Origin of the sequence: Bacillus sp. J14TS2, assembly GCF_018333015.1 — a bacterium.
GTDB lineage: Bacteria > Bacillota > Bacilli > Bacillales > Bacillaceae_C > Lederbergia.
Genome location: NZ_BORE01000004.1, coordinates 269,325 through 285,527, shown reverse-complemented (window position 1 = coordinate 285,527; position 16,203 = coordinate 269,325). Strand labels below are relative to the sequence as shown.

Here is a 16,203-nt window from a genome sequence, read left to right as displayed (position 1 = left end):
AAGTGGAAGAGCTATTAAAATCTTTAAAAGATCGCCTACAGATAACATGGGATGAGGAAGATATAGACTTAAAAAGTATTATCTCCCGTTCAAAGTCGTACTTGTCGGAATTGACGGGTGCGACTTTTGATTTTGATGAAGAAAAATGGCCTAAAGAACTATTAATTGAACGATGTCGCTATGTCTACAACAACGCGGCCGATGAGTTTGAGGAGAACTTTGCCCATGAACTTTCTAGATTGATTTTACTCGCTGCTCTTGGAAAGGTAGGAAAGTTGAATGAAGGCTTATCGAGAGACGTATAATGACGGTTTTCTCACCTATGGACATAAGATTACCAAACGTTCTAAAACAGGGAAAAGGCTAGGGGAAACTTTTAATTCAGAAGGAAAGTTAGCCTTTAAAGAAATGTCCTGTCGAGATAACGATTATCGAATGGCAGGGATTCTAGGGGCTAGTTTAGATTTGAAAGTAAAAACACCCTATCCTCCATCTTTTCTAAATATCAATAAAAGTAAATTAAAAGCCGTTATTGAGGGTATTGAATTTGACGTAATTAAAGCTGATCCCGACAAAGCAAAAAGGAATATATTTTTCTATTTGCAAAAAGTAGGTGCTGTGCATGAACGAGAAAACGAAAAAACTAATGCGGAAGCAGAAGAGTAATATTTATGATGGAATTGTTGAAACCTTCGATCTTCCAGTATACGAAGACGAAATAGCCGAGGATGAGGATGAACGGCTACTGGAAGAAGGGTATAACTGTTTTATTTTTGAAACAGGAGAATTTCAACGCACAAACGACTTCAAGAAGGTCGCTCAAAATATCCGTATTTATTATTATAGCGAAAATCGGGACGATGTGGATGAACAAACCATAGATATTATTTCCACATGTTTAAAGGCTCCAGGTGTCGATTTTACGAGTACAAATAAGGAGCGTCTCCAGATGAAGGACACCGATCGATATATTGATAGGGTGGTATTGCAGTTTAGGAGAGTGATCCCAATTGAGTGTTGCACGGTTTGAAATTGATACAAAGGAAATAGAAGCTCTGGAAAGAAAAATTGCTAAACTTCCCAATCGCATGGAACGAGAAGTAAATGAAGTCCTTCATACAGATGGCATAAAAATTGTTGCTGAAGAAGTCACTAAAGACTTGCCAATATCCTCATGGAAAGGGGCTATTCGTCCTAAAAACCATGCAAAGCATAGTAAATGGTGGAAAGCCGAAAAGGACAATCTTGGTTTTACCGTCAAGACAAAAGGCGGGGCTGCAAATAATCCAGGCAGTTTTGGTTATTTAGTTTTCCCGGATGAAGGGCGTGGCCCTTTCAACCCTGTAGAACAAGCATTTTCCGAACGGGGGCTACAATTAGCGACACCCCGAATAACAGATAAGTTAAGTGAACGAATTGATAAAGTATTAAAGGAGGAATTATAGTGCCAGAAACAAGAATTGAAGAATTTGACGCGGTCACCATCACAGGAGCAAGTATCCAATTTTTTGAAAATGGAACTCAACAAGAAGGAACTAAATTCGGGTGTATGGGTTCCATCACTGGTGAAACGGAAATGAGAGATATTGTAAAAAACTGTGAGGGAGTGGAATCTAAAAAGATTTCTAAACCTGTAAGAATGAATAATACAGTTAATGCTCATATTCCCATTCAAGTTGCTAGAGATTTCTTTGGCTTATCAAATAAGGATTTAAAACCCGGAGTGTGGGCGTATGGAACATTATCAAAAGGGAAAAAATTTATCTTTACTGCCGATGTAATCGATGAGTTCGAAGATATTGTAAAATTAATCGCTTTTGTTAACTGTACAAATGCAACCGGGTTCCGAATCCAGATTGAAAACGGTAGTGAAGAGGTAGCGCAATTGGAACTAGAATTCAGCGTATTGCCAGATGAATTGAAGAATTTTTACTATGAAGCTCTTGTGAATGATCTAGGAGACGAAACAGTAGCCAAACAATGGCATAAGCAATTTACTACTGATTTAGTCAAATCGGACGGAACTGGCGGTGGAGTGGAAGGATAAGACCCTGATTACAAGGGTCTTTTTATTTTGTTCAGGAGGTATTAAATTTGAAAATACAAAAAATCACACTCAAAGAATATGAAATTCGTGAAGTGGACGGGGAGTATGAAACAGTTTATTTCAACGAAAAAACATATCCTGCCTTTTTATCTAATTATGCATTGAAAAAAGGAAAAGAAATGGGATTAATTCAAACTTCTATTTTGTCTGAATTACATCGCTTTGTTGAAATGAGTCAAACTGGAAGTATAGCAAACTTAAACGAAGAAAACATGTTGAATGTTGTCTACTTAGGATTTATATCTGCAAACAGAAAAGTCGAAATGAGCTACGAAGATTTTCTTGATCGATACCATTATTCAGTGATGGAAACAGCAGAACTTTATGGGGAATTAATCGAAGATGCTGTAGATAGAGAGGAAAATAATTTTGCAAAAGGTTTTGAAGACAGTGCCGATAAAAGCAAATCGGGAAAAAAATAAAACCGCCAAACGTTAAATTTGAATGCATTGAAGATAAGTATGTTCTTTACTGCCTAGTTTCGGGAATTGATTCCGAAACTTTTTGGCATGAGCCGATTTCCTCAGTCGAAAGAATTTATAGAGGGAAACTAGCATATGACGCTTGGCGGGCAAACCCTAAAGAAGGGTAGGTGAGAAACATAGCTGCGAAAAATAATGAGGTAAAAATAACATTTAAAGCATTCAACAAAGAATTTAATGCTGCCTTGAAAGATATGAACGCAGAAGCTAAAAAACTCAGGCAGGAATTTAAGTTGCAACAGGAGCAAATGAAGCTTACTGGTTCTTCCACAGATAAACTAAAATCCCAATTAAATAGCCTTGAGAAACAATATTCCGTTGCCCAAAAACGCACACAAGCAACAGCAGAACAACTTGAAAAGGCTAAGCGTCAGTGGGGGGATAATTCCAACGAGGCGGCTAGATTAGACACACAATTACGCAGAAATCAGATTACAGAACAGCAACTTGCAAATAAGATTGCGGAAACATCTGTCCAATTGGGTGAAGCCGAACAGGCAGAAAAGGACCGATTATCTGAATCTGCAAGAGCAACTCAAAAACTCGATGAACTAAAAAATAAAGAAGATCAATTGAAAGGGTCCACAGAGAAGCTAAACGCTGAATATGATCTTCACAAAGCGCAACTAGGCGATAGCGCCAAAGAATCAGACAAGTTAAGACTTAAAATTGATCATTTAAATAAATCGCATGAGCTTGCGAAATCCCAGGTCAAAAACTACGAGGAACAGCTTGAACAGGCTAAATTAAAGTATGGGGAAAACTCTTCAGAAGTTGATAAGTATGAAACCCAATTATTGGAAGCCAAGACAGCCGAACAAGAACTAGCAAATGAGATAAAGACAACTAATGTTGCTTTAAAGGATCAGGAAAGTGTCACCAAGCGGGTCTCTCAAAAGTTAAAAGATACTAGCCAACGCCTAAAAGATGTGGGCAGCAGGATGACAAGTATGGGAAAGGATTTATCCAAAAAGGTTACTGCCCCGTTATTAGCGGTTGCTTCTGGTTTAGTGGCAACAGGGATAGGCTACAAGGCTTTTAAGGAAGAGTCAAAGCAGGCTTTCAGTGTTTTGTTAAATAGCGCGGAGGAAGCAGAGAAGCACATGGATAGGATTATGGCTTTTGCTAAAACCACACCATTTGCTTTCCCAGATCTTGTAAGTGCTAACCGGAAACTCGTATCTTTCGGGATGGAAGCACAGAAAACGGAGCCTGTAATGGAAGCCATAGCCAATTCAGTGGCTGCCATGGGTGGAGGTGGTCAAGAGATTCAAGAGTTGGCTGATGTGTTTGCCAAAATTACCGCAAACGGGAAAATCACGGGGGAAGAATTGAACCGTTTAGGTGATAAAGGTATAAACGCTTTGAAGATTCTTGCTAACCAAGCAAAAGTATCGATGGAAGATATGCGTAAGAAAATTTCGGATGGTGCGATAGGCAGTGAAAAAGCAATAAACTGGCTTGTCGATGGCATGATGAATGGAACAAAAGGTGTCAATGGGGCTACAGTAGCCATGGGAGGTTCCTTGAAGTCTTTAGAAGGGACATGGAAAGGTGCGCTTGACTCCATGAAAGGTGCTTGGCGTCGGGCTGGTGATGAAATTATATCAGATCAATTGTTTGATAAAATCAAAGGATCCGTTTCAAAACTGACAAGTTTTATCACACAATTACCTACAATGTTAGGTCCAACCGTTGATCACATGTCTGATATTTTTATGAGTCTGATCGATAAAATTTCGGGTGCTGCCGATTGGTTTATGAATCTAAAGCCTAAAACGCAAGCTACTATTGCCAGTTTTATCGCTCTTGCCGCTGCAGCTGGCCCTGTTTTGGTAGTTTCTGGAACGCTGGTTAGTTCAATAGGGACTTTGGTTGGTGCTTTTGGTATGTTAACCGGACCGGTTGGTCTTACTGTAGCTGGATTATCCGTTCTGGCAGCTGGTGCGGCATACACAGCAAAAGAGCTAAGCAAACCTGCCGTAGAAGCTGACGTATTCGGAAATAAAGTTTCTTCAGCCACAGAGAGAGCTGTGGGGGCGTTTTTAGACCTTGAGAAGAAAGCTTCTAACTCTTTAAAACAATTAAGCTGGTCTGGACAAGCTGTTTCCAAAGAAATGGCCGATGAAATTGTGGGTAACTTCACCGCCATGAAAGATGCCGTAGTCAGTAAATTAGAAGAACAGAAAAAGGAATCTCTCGCTAGCTTGCAAGAATTGTTTGCTGGTTCTAAAAAGATGTCGGATGAAGAAAAACAACATTTATTAGAAACTACACAGAAAAGTTTTGACGATCGGATAAAAGTTACAGAAGAAGGACTTGCAAGAATTGAGGAAATAACTGCAAAAGCCACTAAAGAAAAACGAGAAACTACACAAAAAGAAATGGACGAGATTAATAAAATTCAGCAAGAAATGACCGAAACGGGTATTATGATTTTATCCGAAAGTGAAGCGGATCAATTAGTTATTATGGAACGATTAAAAACAGAAAGTAGTAAAATTTCAGCCGAACAAGCAGCAGAAGTTGTTAAAAACTCAGTTGAACAACGTGATAAGACTGTTGAGGCAGCTGAAGAAGCTTATAACGATCAGATAAAAACAGCAATATTGTTAAGGGAAAACGGAACCGAAGAACACAAGAAATCAGCTGATGCCATCATTGCTGAAGCCACTCGCCAACGTGACGAAACAGTCGCTCAAGCAGAGGGCATGCATGCCGATGTATTGTCAGAAGCTAAAGCTCAAGCCGGAGAACATGTCGGGGTAATAGATTGGTATACCGGTGAAATTATGTCCAAGTATGACGTAATGACAAGAGACATAGGTGTTCAAACAGCTAAATTGACCATTGAAACAACTAGAGAGTTAAAGACCATGGCTTTTAATGGAATTAAAAGTTACCAAGAATTAAAAAGCGGTACTGCTTCAGAATTGGTTGAACTATATCAAAAATCTACTCGTACATTTGAAAACACCAGAAGAGCAGCAGGCAAAGAATTAAATTCTCTAGCAGTAAATGGTCTTAAAAGTTTCCAAAACTTAAAAAAGGGGACTGCAACTGAATTGGTGGGGCTGTATCAGAAGTCTACCATTACTTTTGAGAATACTAGAAGGGCAGCTTTAAGGAAATTTGCTGAAATTCAAAACGCCATGATCAGACCTATTAAAATTGCCAAGGTAACGATCGAGACAGCATTAGATCTACTTAAGGAGAAATTTGACAATTTAAAATTAAAAATCCCTACGCCTTCTTTGCCAAAGCTTCCTAAATTCAGCTTAGCTACAAACTCCCGAACCGTAATGGGGAAATCCATCACGTATCCAACAGGCTTTAACGTAAATTGGAATGCGAAAGGCGGAATATTTACTAAACCGACCATTTTTAATACAGCAAATGCAGGCTTGCAAGGTGTAGGTGAAGCTGGACCAGAAGCCATTATTCCGTTGAAGGATAATGTTTTAGGGAAAATCGGTGAAATGATTGCCAGTACAATGACAACCACTAATCATAATAACGTGGTCATTTATGCTACAGTTCGAGATGACCAAGACATTGATATGTTGGCCAATAAAATTGATGGCAAGTTGAACATAGTAGGAGACAGAAGAAAAGCAGCATGGGGAGGTTAATGGATGGTATATATCAATGATGTTAGTGTGGAGAAATATGATTTAAGTGTGGCAGATCGTCCTCCCATTCCCACAGCTGAGCAGGATGTAGAATACAAGGAAATTAAAGGCAGACATGGATCGCTAACTAAAAAGTATGGTTTTAAAGATATCCCGTATCCCATAACTTTTAACTTTCTGGAAGACACATCATTTAAGCCGGCTTTTCGAAAGGCAAAGATGATGTTTTTTTATGGAAAAAAATTATCATTTAGCGATGATCCTGGTATTTATTATAAAATCAAATCTCTCTCCATTGAGGAAGCTGAAAACGTCATATTGGAGTATGGTAAGTTTACAGTGAACTTTGTGCTTGCTCCATTTGAGTTCGAAGAAGAGAGTCAACCGATCACTATAACCGCCCAAACCGTGTTAAACAATGAGGGCTATGAATCAGAACCTTACATCAAGGCCTATGTGGAGGGCACAGGTAAATTTTACATTAATGATCAAGTGGTTACGATTCAGAATATTAATGGGACCATTGAAATTGACTCTGAAATGAAAAATGCATACCGAAAAGCAGACGGCTACATCACCAATCTAAATAATCACATGATTGGTGATTTTCCTGTTTTAGATCATGGAGAGAATGTCATCAAGTTTGATGGCGATATAACGAAATTAGAAATTAATCCTAGGTGGAGGTGGGTATGATGGCTCCCTTCATTCTCATATTCATGGTACACTCTTATAAGAAATAGATTAGTAGGAGTGAGTATTATGTTTAATTGGGCGTCCATTTCAATTAACGTGTTGTTATTAATAGCTACAATAGGAACAGTTGTCTATGCCAGCAAAACTTTATTAATGGAGTATTCATCACAAGTTACTGTCAGTAGATATAAAAAAGGCATTAATATAAACAATAAACATCCCTTTTATTGGGAAGTAGAATTAACAAACGTTGGAAAAGGTTATATTGTTAAAGCTTTTATATTATTATCAGCCCCTTCAAGTAAATCAGATGGAAAAGTAAAAAAGTATTACTTTTTGTCCAAACCGATTGTAGGTATTAAACCAGATCAGAATAGGTCGTTAAGATTAGAATTAAGCAAAGAAAAATTTAATTTAGGAAATTCAGAGGCATATGAACTCGAAGTTATATACCAAGATTCATTAAATAATTATTGCATCGTATCCCCAGGTATGGACGAGGGAAACAGCCACTTAGAGCGATTTGATAAGTTGCCGAAACGTATGAGTAAGTTAGGGTGGAAATATTGGTGTTACAAAAAGAAACTAAAAGTAGCTATAGAACAAGAAAATTCTTATCCAAAAATATTCAATGCTGAATTAAAAGAAAGCCATCAACAAATAGAAGAGAAGTTTAAAAACTTCAAGTTTGAACCCACAAACAAGGAAGACACCAATTAATTGGTGTTTTTTTATGTCATAAAAGAAAAGGAGGTAAACATGATTGTTTCCAATCCTTTATAAAAAAGACGAAACAAACTTTGTCCACAACGGCTTAGGCGTACTTAGCGAAGCAATATCTTCCGTACCAGAAGAAGAACTAAATAGCCTATTTGAAATTAAAATAGAATACGATTCTGACGGATTTTTAGCTGATCAAATTGAAAATGGCATGATCGTTAAAGCAAAGGCTAATGACAAACAGGATCCACAGCTATTCAGGATTTACGCCATTGAGAAGGATATGAAAAAAGATACTTATATCATCCATGGCCAACATATCACGAACGATCTTGCCCATAACTTTGTCGAAGTCTTAGCCGTATCCAATGTAACCCTAAAAGAAGCTATGGAAACCATACAGAAGAATTTGTCCTATCCGACAAGGTTTAATATTACAAGTAGTAATAACACCACTAAATCTAGCACAAGGCTTTATAGGACTAATCCCTTACAGATGATTGGTGGAATGGAAGGCTCCATTTTGCAAATCTGGGGTGGGCAAATTGAGCGAGATAACTTTAATCTTATTATGCATGCTAGGCGTGGTTCTGATGATGGTGTGGAAGTTACGTATAGAAAAAATCTTACTGGATTAGAAGCAAAGTTTGATGAATCGGAAGTAATTACAAGGATCTTCCCATTTAAATATATCGAAGCTACAGAAGATGAACCTGAACAGCTTATCACCATCGATGGGAAGTTCATTGACAGTCCAAATATTGACAAGTACCCAGTCATTCATATTCAGCCACTAGACCTTAGCGATGACGAATCCATTAAAAATGAAACTGATCTTTACAACGCTTCTAAGGATTTTTTCAATACGGGAGCCAAGGATCTCCCCACAGTCTCCATGGAGGTAGAATTTGAATCCCTGTGGGATACAGAAGAATACAAAGATGTGGCATCCTTAGAGCTTGTCGGAATGGGCGATACCATTACGGTCAAACATAGCAAAATGGGTATTGATGTTAAGGCTCAAGTGGTCAAAGTGGAGTATGATTCCATCGCTGAGAAAAATAAAAAGGTTAGCGTTGGAAATGTCAAAGCTAGGTTAACAGATGCAGTCAATAAATCTACCGATCTTGTTAATAACATCGGCGAGAAGATCAACCAGGCAAACGAAAAAGCCAATGAAGCTATTCGGGCGGCCAATGGTAAGAATACCAATTATTATGGTCCAGACGAGCCTACAGGTGATCATTTAATCGAAGGTGACCTATGGTTTAGGGTTGTGGATGGAGAATACACTCGCACCTATCGCTATGATGGTATCGAATGGCAATTAGTTGTTTCCGCAGATATCCGCGATATCGAAGAAGAAGCCCAGGACGCCCGAAACAAGGCTGATGAAGCTGTAGAGAAGGCGAACCTTGCCACAGGAAACGCCAACGAAGCGATCGAGCAAGCACAGGATGCTTTTGACGAAGCCACCAACGCCCATAGTGCCGCAGACGCTGCCAAGGAAGTTGGAGAAACAGCCGGAAGAGTCGCCGGAGAAGCACGAGATCAAGCCACTACAGCCCTAGAAAATGCCAAGGACGCTTTGGACGGCTTAAAGAGTAAGATCGATAGTGGCGAGTACACGGATAAGATAAGGGACATTGAGGACAAGGCATCTGATTTAAGGAAAAAAGTTTCTGGTGCCGAAAAGGAATTAACGGAACACGGCGGTAAAATCAACACGATTGAGCATGATGTAAACGAGATGGACGGGAAAATAAGTACCACCATTAATAGGATATCGGATATGGACGATGTCTTGTCAGATCACACTCTCACCATCGAGAAAAATGCCAAAGAGATTGAAGCAAAAGCCGAAGCTACCATTGTCGATGAAATTAATAAAACTGTCGAGGACCACAGCACTGAAATTTCCTTACAAGCAGAAGCTTTAAAGGGCAAGCTAGAAAGTACTGTCTACGAAAAAGACAAGTCGGGGATTATTAACAGTATTGCTCAAAATAAACTGGATATTGAAGCGACTTCCGAAGGTCTGAGTCTCGCAGTTAGCAAGATTGATAATATGCAAATTGGCGATAGAAATTTAGTTTTAGAGAGTGCAAAACTTTATGAATCAACAGCCTATCGAATTGCTGGTTACGAGTTATCAATGGACTGGGTAGCCGGTGAGACATGGACAGTAATTATTAAAGGAGAAATAAACGATTCTCAAAACTTTCGTATTTGGGCAAATGGTTCTAAAACATCGCAAGCGCAATTAGTTAATAAAGGTAATGGTTATCATAAGAGAACATTTGTCGTTGCCGACCCTGAAAATAGTGGTACGAATTCAGGACCGAAAAAATTAAATGTTTATAACTTTCCAAGCGGAGGTGCCGAATACGCAAAAATAGAATGGATTAAGCTTGTAAGAGGGGACAAGGCTACTGAAGGTTGGACGGCCGCACCAGAAGACACCGAACAAGAAATTTCAACCTTAAAAACAGAATTAGAATTCCAAGCTGGTTTGATTGAGTCTAAGATTTCACGGGATGATTTTAACACTTTAAAAGGGACTGTGGACAGCCATACAACTAAGATTACCCAGACGGAAAAAGACATACAGTCTAAGGCTAGTCAGGACAGTGTCAACATAATAACCAAGGAAGTAGAACACCATGAATCTTTGATCACTCAAAATGCCGAGGAAATTAAGAACAAAATCAGCACCATTGACGCAAATGCCAAGTTTGCCACACAAAGTCAATTGACCCAAAAGGCAGATAGCCTCACAAGCGAGATTGCTAAGGTTCAGACGAATTTAGATGATTTGGAGATTGGCGGTCGAAATTTATCTCCTGAAAGTGATAAGCTAGACGGTCATTGGAGTGCTTATCAAGGTTCAAACATCTCTTACTCGAAAGTTGATATGACAGAAGAATGGGGTTTTTCAGAAGCGTACCGTATAAGGGCAAGCGGTGGTACTACCCAAATAAAAGGTGTCTGGACATCTAACGGTAAAATTAGCGAGCCAATGGCTTTCAATGTTACTTATACGTATTCACTCTATGTTAAAAATGTTGGAACTCAAGTATTTGAACTACGATTGAATGGCTTATCCCCAACAGGAGGTGCACAGTCAACCCACATAGAACCAAACGAAAGCAAAAGAGTTGTAATGAGTGGGGGAAGAAGAAAAGACTATGATTGGTTCCAATCAATTTTGCGTGTAGCTGATACCTCGCACGATGTTGATATTATTGTTGGAAGAGAGCAAGTTGAAAAAGGAAAGGTAACCGATTGGACCCCAGCACCAGAGGACATGACTACCAATGTTCAGTTTTCCAAGCTTTCGCAAACTGTGGATAGTATTTCTACACAGGTGACAAAAAAAGTTGATAAAACTCTCTACGACAGTTTTGTTCAACAAACCGAAAAAAGTCTTACTAGCAAAATATCAACAACCGATGCTGATAAAAAATATGCTACTCAATCGAGCCTAACGCAGACAGCACAGGGATTTCAAACATCAGTTAATAATAAAGCTGATAAATCTACTGTGACACAGCTGGCTGGTGTGGTGGATAGTAAGGTTACAAGTAGTCAAGTCAACGATTTGATCGCATCCGATAAACGTATCAAAGATACTCGAGATGATAATGAGAAGCCTTCTTATTATTTTTCCGATTATCCACGACAAACTGTAAGAGAGTTTAAGCGTTTATCAGTTATGGGAATTTCGAGTGATGGAACGTATGGAGTTTTAGACACTGATATTCCTTGGGGTGATAAAAGCGGAGGGACAATAAAACAAACCCTTTACACAGACGTTGCCACATACGAACGACGAGGAATTAATGACAATGATACTTGGGAAGCTTGGAAAAAAGTTGCTGATACCCAATATGTAAGTACGCAAATTACCCAAACAAAGAATAGCATCCAGCAGACGATCACGGACACGAAGAATGGTTTGCAATCCCAAATCAGCCAGATATCAGAAGCTGTCAATATACGTGTTAAAGAAAATGACGTAATCAACCAGATTAATGTAGACACAAGCGGCATATTGATCCAAGGTAAAAAGCTTACTCTTGATGGTAATGTAAATGTTACAGGTGCCTTTAGAGTTAACAATGCTCATATCACATCTGTGGATGCAGGTAAGATGACTACAGGGACACTAGACGCCGGAAAAGTAACAGTAATTAATCTAAGCGCTAATAGCATTACATCTGGCAGAGTCAATGCCAATAATGTTATTGTTTCCGCAACAAACGGGAATGCAAAGGTGGAGCTAGATAGCACAGGCTTGTTGGCTGTGGATAGTAGTGGTCGTGACCGTATCCACTTGGGTATACGTAATCTTGCTGGTAAAGGTCAATCAGATCCTTCTACGCTCAGATTCTTCTCTGGTAATGGGTCCGTTAGCGCTGGAATCGGCATGAACGTAAACGATACGTTTGTTATCGGAAGTAGTGCATCTCAGATGGCGATGGAATTTTATTCCGGAAAAAATACTATCAATTATGGGCAAAGATTCCGCTTTGTTCCACACGATATAGACAACGGGCAGTACTTGGATGTATTTGCAATAAACAATACTGGTGGCCAAGGAAAAGAAATTTGTCTACGATCACCGGTTCCAAACACGGGATATGTAGGTTCGGTAAGCTATCCATTTTGGAGAGTTTATTCGGCCAATATCCATGAGACATCAACGATCGAAAATAAGACAAACATTTCCGATTGTACTGTACAAAAAAGTTACGATGTGATTAGCAGCCTAGACATTAAGAGATACCAGATCAAAGGTAGAAATGGAAATGGTGTGGGGGAGTGGAAATTCGGCATTGTTGCAGAAGAAGCGCCCGAAGAAATTTTAGATGATACTGGGAAAGCTGTTAGCTTGTATTCCTTTATCAGCCATAACGCTAATGTGACACAGGATCAAATTCAGCTTATCGAAGAATTACAGGCGCAAGATGAAATGCTAGTTTTAAAGATTGCAGAATTAGAAGAAAGATTAAATAAATTGGAGGCATCATAAAAATGGGCTACGTAGATATTCGAAATTTAAGCTCGGAGAGAGCTTGGGAAATCTTTAATAAGGCTGATTTTAAAATATATAAACAGTCATTTGATATCGGTGATAGGGTTATTGTAAATGATTATGACAGTTATGGAGTGATAATACCTGATACAGCCCCTGACGACTTATTGAGAGATATAGAAGGTGAAATAACTTTCGATTTTGATTCCTTTGTACACGTCATTGGCGCAGTTACAAAAGGTTTGACTGAACGAGTAGTTAAGCTAGAAGAAGAAAACCAGAAACTGAAGTCAAAAATAAAATAAATTGGAGGTAGCATAAATGGATTTAAAATATGATTTGAAACATGTCGTGGAAAGTATGAAGGGAAAACTTGCAGATTCAGAAGGGAGAGCATCCGAATGGGAATCTATTGCTGTTTTCAAAGAACAGGAATTAAGTGAACAGAAGAAAAAGGTTGCCGAGCTAGAGGAATCCCTCAAGCAAGAAAAGGCTAAGACAGCTGGTCCTGTTCCACAGGAAAATAAAAAAGAAGGAGAGGATAAATAATGAACATAACAGTCAAAGAAATTAAATTTGCCTATGATAACGGAGATCAGAATGATTTCACAGGCGTCCAGCTTAATTTTTCTTCTACGGGAGATTATAGTTTAAGTGGTCCTGTCAAAGTGGCGAAAGAGGCATTTGAAGAATTTTCCGCAGATCTTGATAAGCTTAAAACACTTATTATAAACCGGGTCATTGAGGGGCTGGAAACAGCAAAAGTGACGATTACAGGAATTAATTTTGATTATGATGATGGATTTAATAATCCTTATACTGGCGTAGCTTTAAACTTTATCACATCAGGTGTAGATTTCTCGTTAAATGGACCGATCAGTGTAACCAAAAATGAATATAAAGATGCTTCCTTAGAGGACAAGCTAAAAGAATTGATCAAAGATAAAGTAGTCGCAGACCTACAAGCCGCATAAGGCTTTTTTATTTTGGTGAAATATTTTTTGATGAATTAGGGTATAAAGTTTTGGGTAAAAAGAAGGACTTCCATTATTTATGTCGAATTATAAATTTGACTACAATTGAGGGGGATTTTAAATGGGTAAATATTATGATGTCAGCAAGGTAACTAGTAGAGTAGCTGATAGAGTTGTATATGACGGAAATGAAAAAGCCTATTTCAAACAAGGAAATCTTAACGAAGTTATTACTAGCGCAGGGGAAAATGTAATAAAATCAAAGATTAAAGAAGCTCTTAACGAAGATCGCGAAGCTGCTAACGACCAGGCAAGAGAACTATTAGTACAAAAACATACCTACTTGAAGTTAAGAAATAATGAAGAACAGAACAGCGAAGAATATAAAAATTATAATAAAAAGGTAGCGGAATTACAGACAGAATTTGAAAAAGCTAGCAGTTTAGTTCGTGAAATTGAGCTGTATCTAGAAAATTTCAAGTGATTTAGGTATAAAGCATCTCACACGAGGTGCTTTTTATATTGTTCAAAACGGGACTCCATTCGGGGTCCTTTTATTTATAGAGAGAAGGGGGCGGATCGCTTGGAGGTTGGAGACATGGACGTGTGGAAAAATCAGGTACAACAGGACATAAACGATTTAAAGCAAGAACAAGGGCAAATAAAAAACGATGTAGCGGCATTAAAAATCAATGACAAGTTGCAAGATAGCGAAATTAGTTACCTGAGGGACATGTTAAAGGAAATCCGCAACGATACCCAGTGGATAAGACGTAAGGTCACGGGAGCAATCATTACAGCAATTATCACCGCTGTAGTCGGTGGGCTAGTCGGTATTGCGATGACAAAATTATTTTAGGAGGAATTACCAATGAAACTAAACTGGAAAGTAAGATTTAACAACCCTGTGTTTATTGCACAACTTGTTCTGGCAGTGCTAACTCCACTATTAGCTTATGTAGGGTTATCTTTTGAGGACCTAACTACTTGGGGGACTTTACTGGAGCTGGTAGTAGAAGCATACAGTAACCCTTATCTCCTTGGATTGATCGTTATTAGTGTGTTTAACACAGTCACAGACCCCACTGTTAAAGGGTTTAGCGACAGCAAACAGGCATTAAGATACCTCAAGCCACGAAACGATAAAGAGTATTTGTAAGAGTCCTTAGGGGCTCTTTTTCATTTTAAAAAGGAGGAATTTCAAATGTTTGAATTAGGACAAAGAGTACAGATTGCAGATGCCAACAAAACCAAAAATGACAAATTTATAGAAAGTCATGCTCTTACAATTATGGAAACAAGCAATTTTAAAGGCGAGATTACAAAGATTGAAAATGGAATCCATTTTGTCGGATTTAAAAATGATATTGGTTGGGTTACCCAAGGTTTCAAAGCCGATGAGATCAAGGAGGTAAAATAATATGGCTACTAAGAACGGCGTACCATTTAGACAGATGCTCGTTGCAACAAGTAAACATGGCATTAAATGTCCAAATACAATGGTGCCTAAAAAGATCACTATTCATAATACAGACAACCAAATGCCTGCTGTCAATGAAATCAGTTATATGCGAGGCAATAATAATGAAGTTTCTTTCCACGTTGCCATTGACGAAAAGGAAGCTGTCCAAGGCTTACCATTTAACCGTAACGGATGGCATGCCGGGGATGGTGGTAACGGCTACGGGAACCGCAATACAGTAGGAATTGAAATGTGTCGGAATTACGATAGAAACCGAAATACTACCAATCTGAACGATCCACTTAGCTCCCAATTTAAGAAGACGTTTGATAATACGGTTAAGGTCGTTGCTCAATTATGCGTTGATCTAGGAATCGTTGCCAGCAAAAGCAATATCAAGCAACACAAGGATTGGAGTGGTAAACACTGTCCGTCAAAAATCCTTAATGATAAAACATGGGATCAATTGGTAAATGGGATTATTGGGGAATACAATCGTTTGAAGGGGAAACCAGCATCTAAACCGCAACCTGCTCCTAGCAAGCCTAAAACCAAATCCATTGAGCAACTTGTGGACGAAGTTATCGCAGGAAAACACGGTTCCGGTGCTGAGCGTAAAAAATCACTTGGTAATCAGTATGATGCCGTACAAAAACGAGTCAATGAAAAATTATTAGGAACCAAGTCAAAACCAAAACCTGCTGAAAAATCTATCGATACATTGGTAAAAGAAACTTTAGCCGGAAAGCATGGAAATGGGGAAGCTCGTAAGAAATCGCTTGGAAAAAACTATCAGGCTGTGCAAGACGTAATTAACGGTAATACATCGACTCCAAAAAAGCCAAGCAAGCCTAAAGGCGACCAGAAGACCAATTCCATTGTCGATTATCTTAAATCGATCAAGGCAGACTCCAGCTTTGCCAACCGGAAAAAGTTGGCGACTAAACACGGGATTAAAAATTATAGTGGTACGCCAGCACAAAATACGCAATTGCTTAAGAAATTGCGTGGATAAGAAAAGGCCCTCACTATGGTTTTATTATAAGGTCACACATCATATGGATTAAAAAGGAGAGAATAGATGAACAGAAA

General features: G+C 38.7%; 18 protein-coding genes. All 18 read left to right on the top strand.

From position 1 onward, the window contains the following. Window positions 1–2 precede the first annotated feature (2 nt). The 18 genes from KI375_RS08485 (at window position 3) to KI375_RS08400 (ending at window position 16,126) form a co-directional block, all read left to right on the top strand. Window positions 3–305, top strand: a complete 303-nt coding sequence (locus tag KI375_RS08485; protein ID WP_212973055.1) for a phage head-tail connector protein — start codon at window positions 3–5, stop codon at window positions 303–305. Continuing rightward, window positions 280–666: a phage head-tail adapter protein gene (locus KI375_RS08480; RefSeq protein ID WP_212973054.1), complete on the top strand. Its 387-nt coding sequence runs from the start codon at window positions 280–282 to the stop codon at window positions 664–666. The genes KI375_RS08485 and KI375_RS08480 overlap by 26 nt, the downstream gene beginning before the upstream one ends. Further along, window positions 623–1,030, top strand: a complete 408-nt coding sequence (locus KI375_RS08475) for a hypothetical protein (protein ID WP_212973053.1) — start codon at window positions 623–625, stop codon at window positions 1,028–1,030. The genes KI375_RS08480 and KI375_RS08475 overlap by 44 nt, the downstream gene beginning before the upstream one ends. Next, window positions 1,011–1,445, top strand: a complete 435-nt coding sequence (locus KI375_RS08470; protein ID WP_244852432.1) for a hypothetical protein — start codon at window positions 1,011–1,013, stop codon at window positions 1,443–1,445. The genes KI375_RS08475 and KI375_RS08470 overlap by 20 nt, the downstream gene beginning before the upstream one ends. Further along, window positions 1,445–2,047 (top strand): phage tail protein, encoded by a 603-nt coding sequence (locus KI375_RS08465; protein WP_212973052.1) that lies wholly within the window; start codon window positions 1,445–1,447, stop codon window positions 2,045–2,047. Before KI375_RS08470 ends, KI375_RS08465 begins: the two co-directional genes overlap by 1 nt. A gap of 47 nt (window positions 2,048–2,094) precedes the next feature. Further along, on the top strand, window positions 2,095–2,529 hold the full coding sequence (locus tag KI375_RS08460) for a hypothetical protein (protein ID WP_212973051.1): 435 nt from the start codon (window positions 2,095–2,097) through the stop codon (window positions 2,527–2,529). 170 nt (window positions 2,530–2,699) lie between these two features. Continuing rightward, window positions 2,700–6,221 (top strand): tape measure protein, encoded by a 3,522-nt coding sequence (locus KI375_RS08455; RefSeq protein WP_212973050.1) that lies wholly within the window; start codon window positions 2,700–2,702, stop codon window positions 6,219–6,221. Window positions 6,222–6,224: 3 nt separating this feature from the next. Next, window positions 6,225–6,917, top strand: coding sequence for a phage tail family protein (locus tag KI375_RS08450; protein WP_212973049.1), 693 nt, complete (start codon window positions 6,225–6,227; stop codon window positions 6,915–6,917). 66 nt (window positions 6,918–6,983) lie between these two features. Beyond that, window positions 6,984–7,637, top strand: coding sequence for a hypothetical protein (locus tag KI375_RS08445; RefSeq protein ID WP_212973048.1), 654 nt, complete (start codon window positions 6,984–6,986; stop codon window positions 7,635–7,637). Window positions 7,638–7,680: 43 nt separating this feature from the next. Continuing rightward, entirely contained in the window at window positions 7,681–12,672 is a 4,992-nt protein-coding gene (locus KI375_RS08440) for a phage tail spike protein (protein WP_212973047.1), read from the top strand. Window positions 12,673–12,674: 2 nt separating this feature from the next. Next, the gene (locus tag KI375_RS08435) at window positions 12,675–12,980 is read left to right on the top strand and encodes a hypothetical protein (protein WP_212973046.1); all 306 of its coding nucleotides are present in this window, start codon (window positions 12,675–12,677) and stop codon (window positions 12,978–12,980) included. A gap of 16 nt (window positions 12,981–12,996) precedes the next feature. Then, on the top strand, window positions 12,997–13,224 hold the full coding sequence (locus KI375_RS08430; RefSeq protein ID WP_212973045.1) for a hypothetical protein: 228 nt from the start codon (window positions 12,997–12,999) through the stop codon (window positions 13,222–13,224). Then, window positions 13,224–13,649, top strand: coding sequence for a hypothetical protein (locus KI375_RS08425; RefSeq protein WP_212973044.1), 426 nt, complete (start codon window positions 13,224–13,226; stop codon window positions 13,647–13,649). The genes KI375_RS08430 and KI375_RS08425 overlap by 1 nt, the downstream gene beginning before the upstream one ends. 121 nt (window positions 13,650–13,770) lie before the next feature. After that, complete coding sequence (locus tag KI375_RS08420) at window positions 13,771–14,133, top strand: hypothetical protein (RefSeq protein WP_212973043.1); 363 nt, start codon at window positions 13,771–13,773, stop codon at window positions 14,131–14,133. A gap of 114 nt (window positions 14,134–14,247) precedes the next feature. Further along, window positions 14,248–14,508: a hemolysin XhlA family protein gene (locus tag KI375_RS08415; RefSeq protein WP_212973042.1), complete on the top strand. Its 261-nt coding sequence runs from the start codon at window positions 14,248–14,250 to the stop codon at window positions 14,506–14,508. A gap of 12 nt (window positions 14,509–14,520) precedes the next feature. Next, on the top strand, window positions 14,521–14,808 hold the full coding sequence (locus tag KI375_RS08410) for a phage holin (protein ID WP_212973041.1): 288 nt from the start codon (window positions 14,521–14,523) through the stop codon (window positions 14,806–14,808). A 45-nt stretch (window positions 14,809–14,853) separates the two neighbouring features. Further along, a complete protein-coding gene (locus KI375_RS08405) occupies window positions 14,854–15,069 on the top strand; it encodes a hypothetical protein (RefSeq protein WP_212973040.1) in 216 nt (71 codons plus the stop codon). Window position 15,070: 1 nt separating this feature from the next. Then, on the top strand, window positions 15,071–16,126 hold the full coding sequence (locus KI375_RS08400; RefSeq protein WP_212973039.1) for an N-acetylmuramoyl-L-alanine amidase: 1,056 nt from the start codon (window positions 15,071–15,073) through the stop codon (window positions 16,124–16,126). Window positions 16,127–16,203 lie beyond the last annotated feature (77 nt).

Excerpts from the sequence above, each read along its gene's own strand:
- KI375_RS08480 (WP_212973054.1), top strand. The coding sequence starts at position 280 with ATGAAGGCTTATCGAGAGACGTATAATGACGGTTTTCTCACCTATGGA.
- KI375_RS08475 (WP_212973053.1), top strand. The coding sequence starts at position 623 with ATGAACGAGAAAACGAAAAAACTAATGCGGAAGCAGAAGAGTAATATT.
- KI375_RS08450 (WP_212973049.1), top strand. The coding sequence starts at position 6,225 with ATGGTATATATCAATGATGTTAGTGTGGAGAAATATGATTTAAGTGTG.
- KI375_RS08445 (WP_212973048.1), top strand. The coding sequence starts at position 6,984 with ATGTTTAATTGGGCGTCCATTTCAATTAACGTGTTGTTATTAATAGCT.
- KI375_RS08435 (WP_212973046.1), top strand. The coding sequence starts at position 12,675 with ATGGGCTACGTAGATATTCGAAATTTAAGCTCGGAGAGAGCTTGGGAA.
- KI375_RS08430 (WP_212973045.1), top strand. The coding sequence starts at position 12,997 with ATGGATTTAAAATATGATTTGAAACATGTCGTGGAAAGTATGAAGGGA.
- KI375_RS08425 (WP_212973044.1), top strand. The coding sequence starts at position 13,224 with ATGAACATAACAGTCAAAGAAATTAAATTTGCCTATGATAACGGAGAT.
- KI375_RS08420 (WP_212973043.1), top strand. The coding sequence starts at position 13,771 with ATGGGTAAATATTATGATGTCAGCAAGGTAACTAGTAGAGTAGCTGAT.
- KI375_RS08415 (WP_212973042.1), top strand. The coding sequence starts at position 14,248 with ATGGACGTGTGGAAAAATCAGGTACAACAGGACATAAACGATTTAAAG.
- KI375_RS08410 (WP_212973041.1), top strand. The coding sequence starts at position 14,521 with ATGAAACTAAACTGGAAAGTAAGATTTAACAACCCTGTGTTTATTGCA.
- KI375_RS08405 (WP_212973040.1), top strand. The coding sequence starts at position 14,854 with ATGTTTGAATTAGGACAAAGAGTACAGATTGCAGATGCCAACAAAACC.
- KI375_RS08400 (WP_212973039.1), top strand. The coding sequence starts at position 15,071 with ATGGCTACTAAGAACGGCGTACCATTTAGACAGATGCTCGTTGCAACA.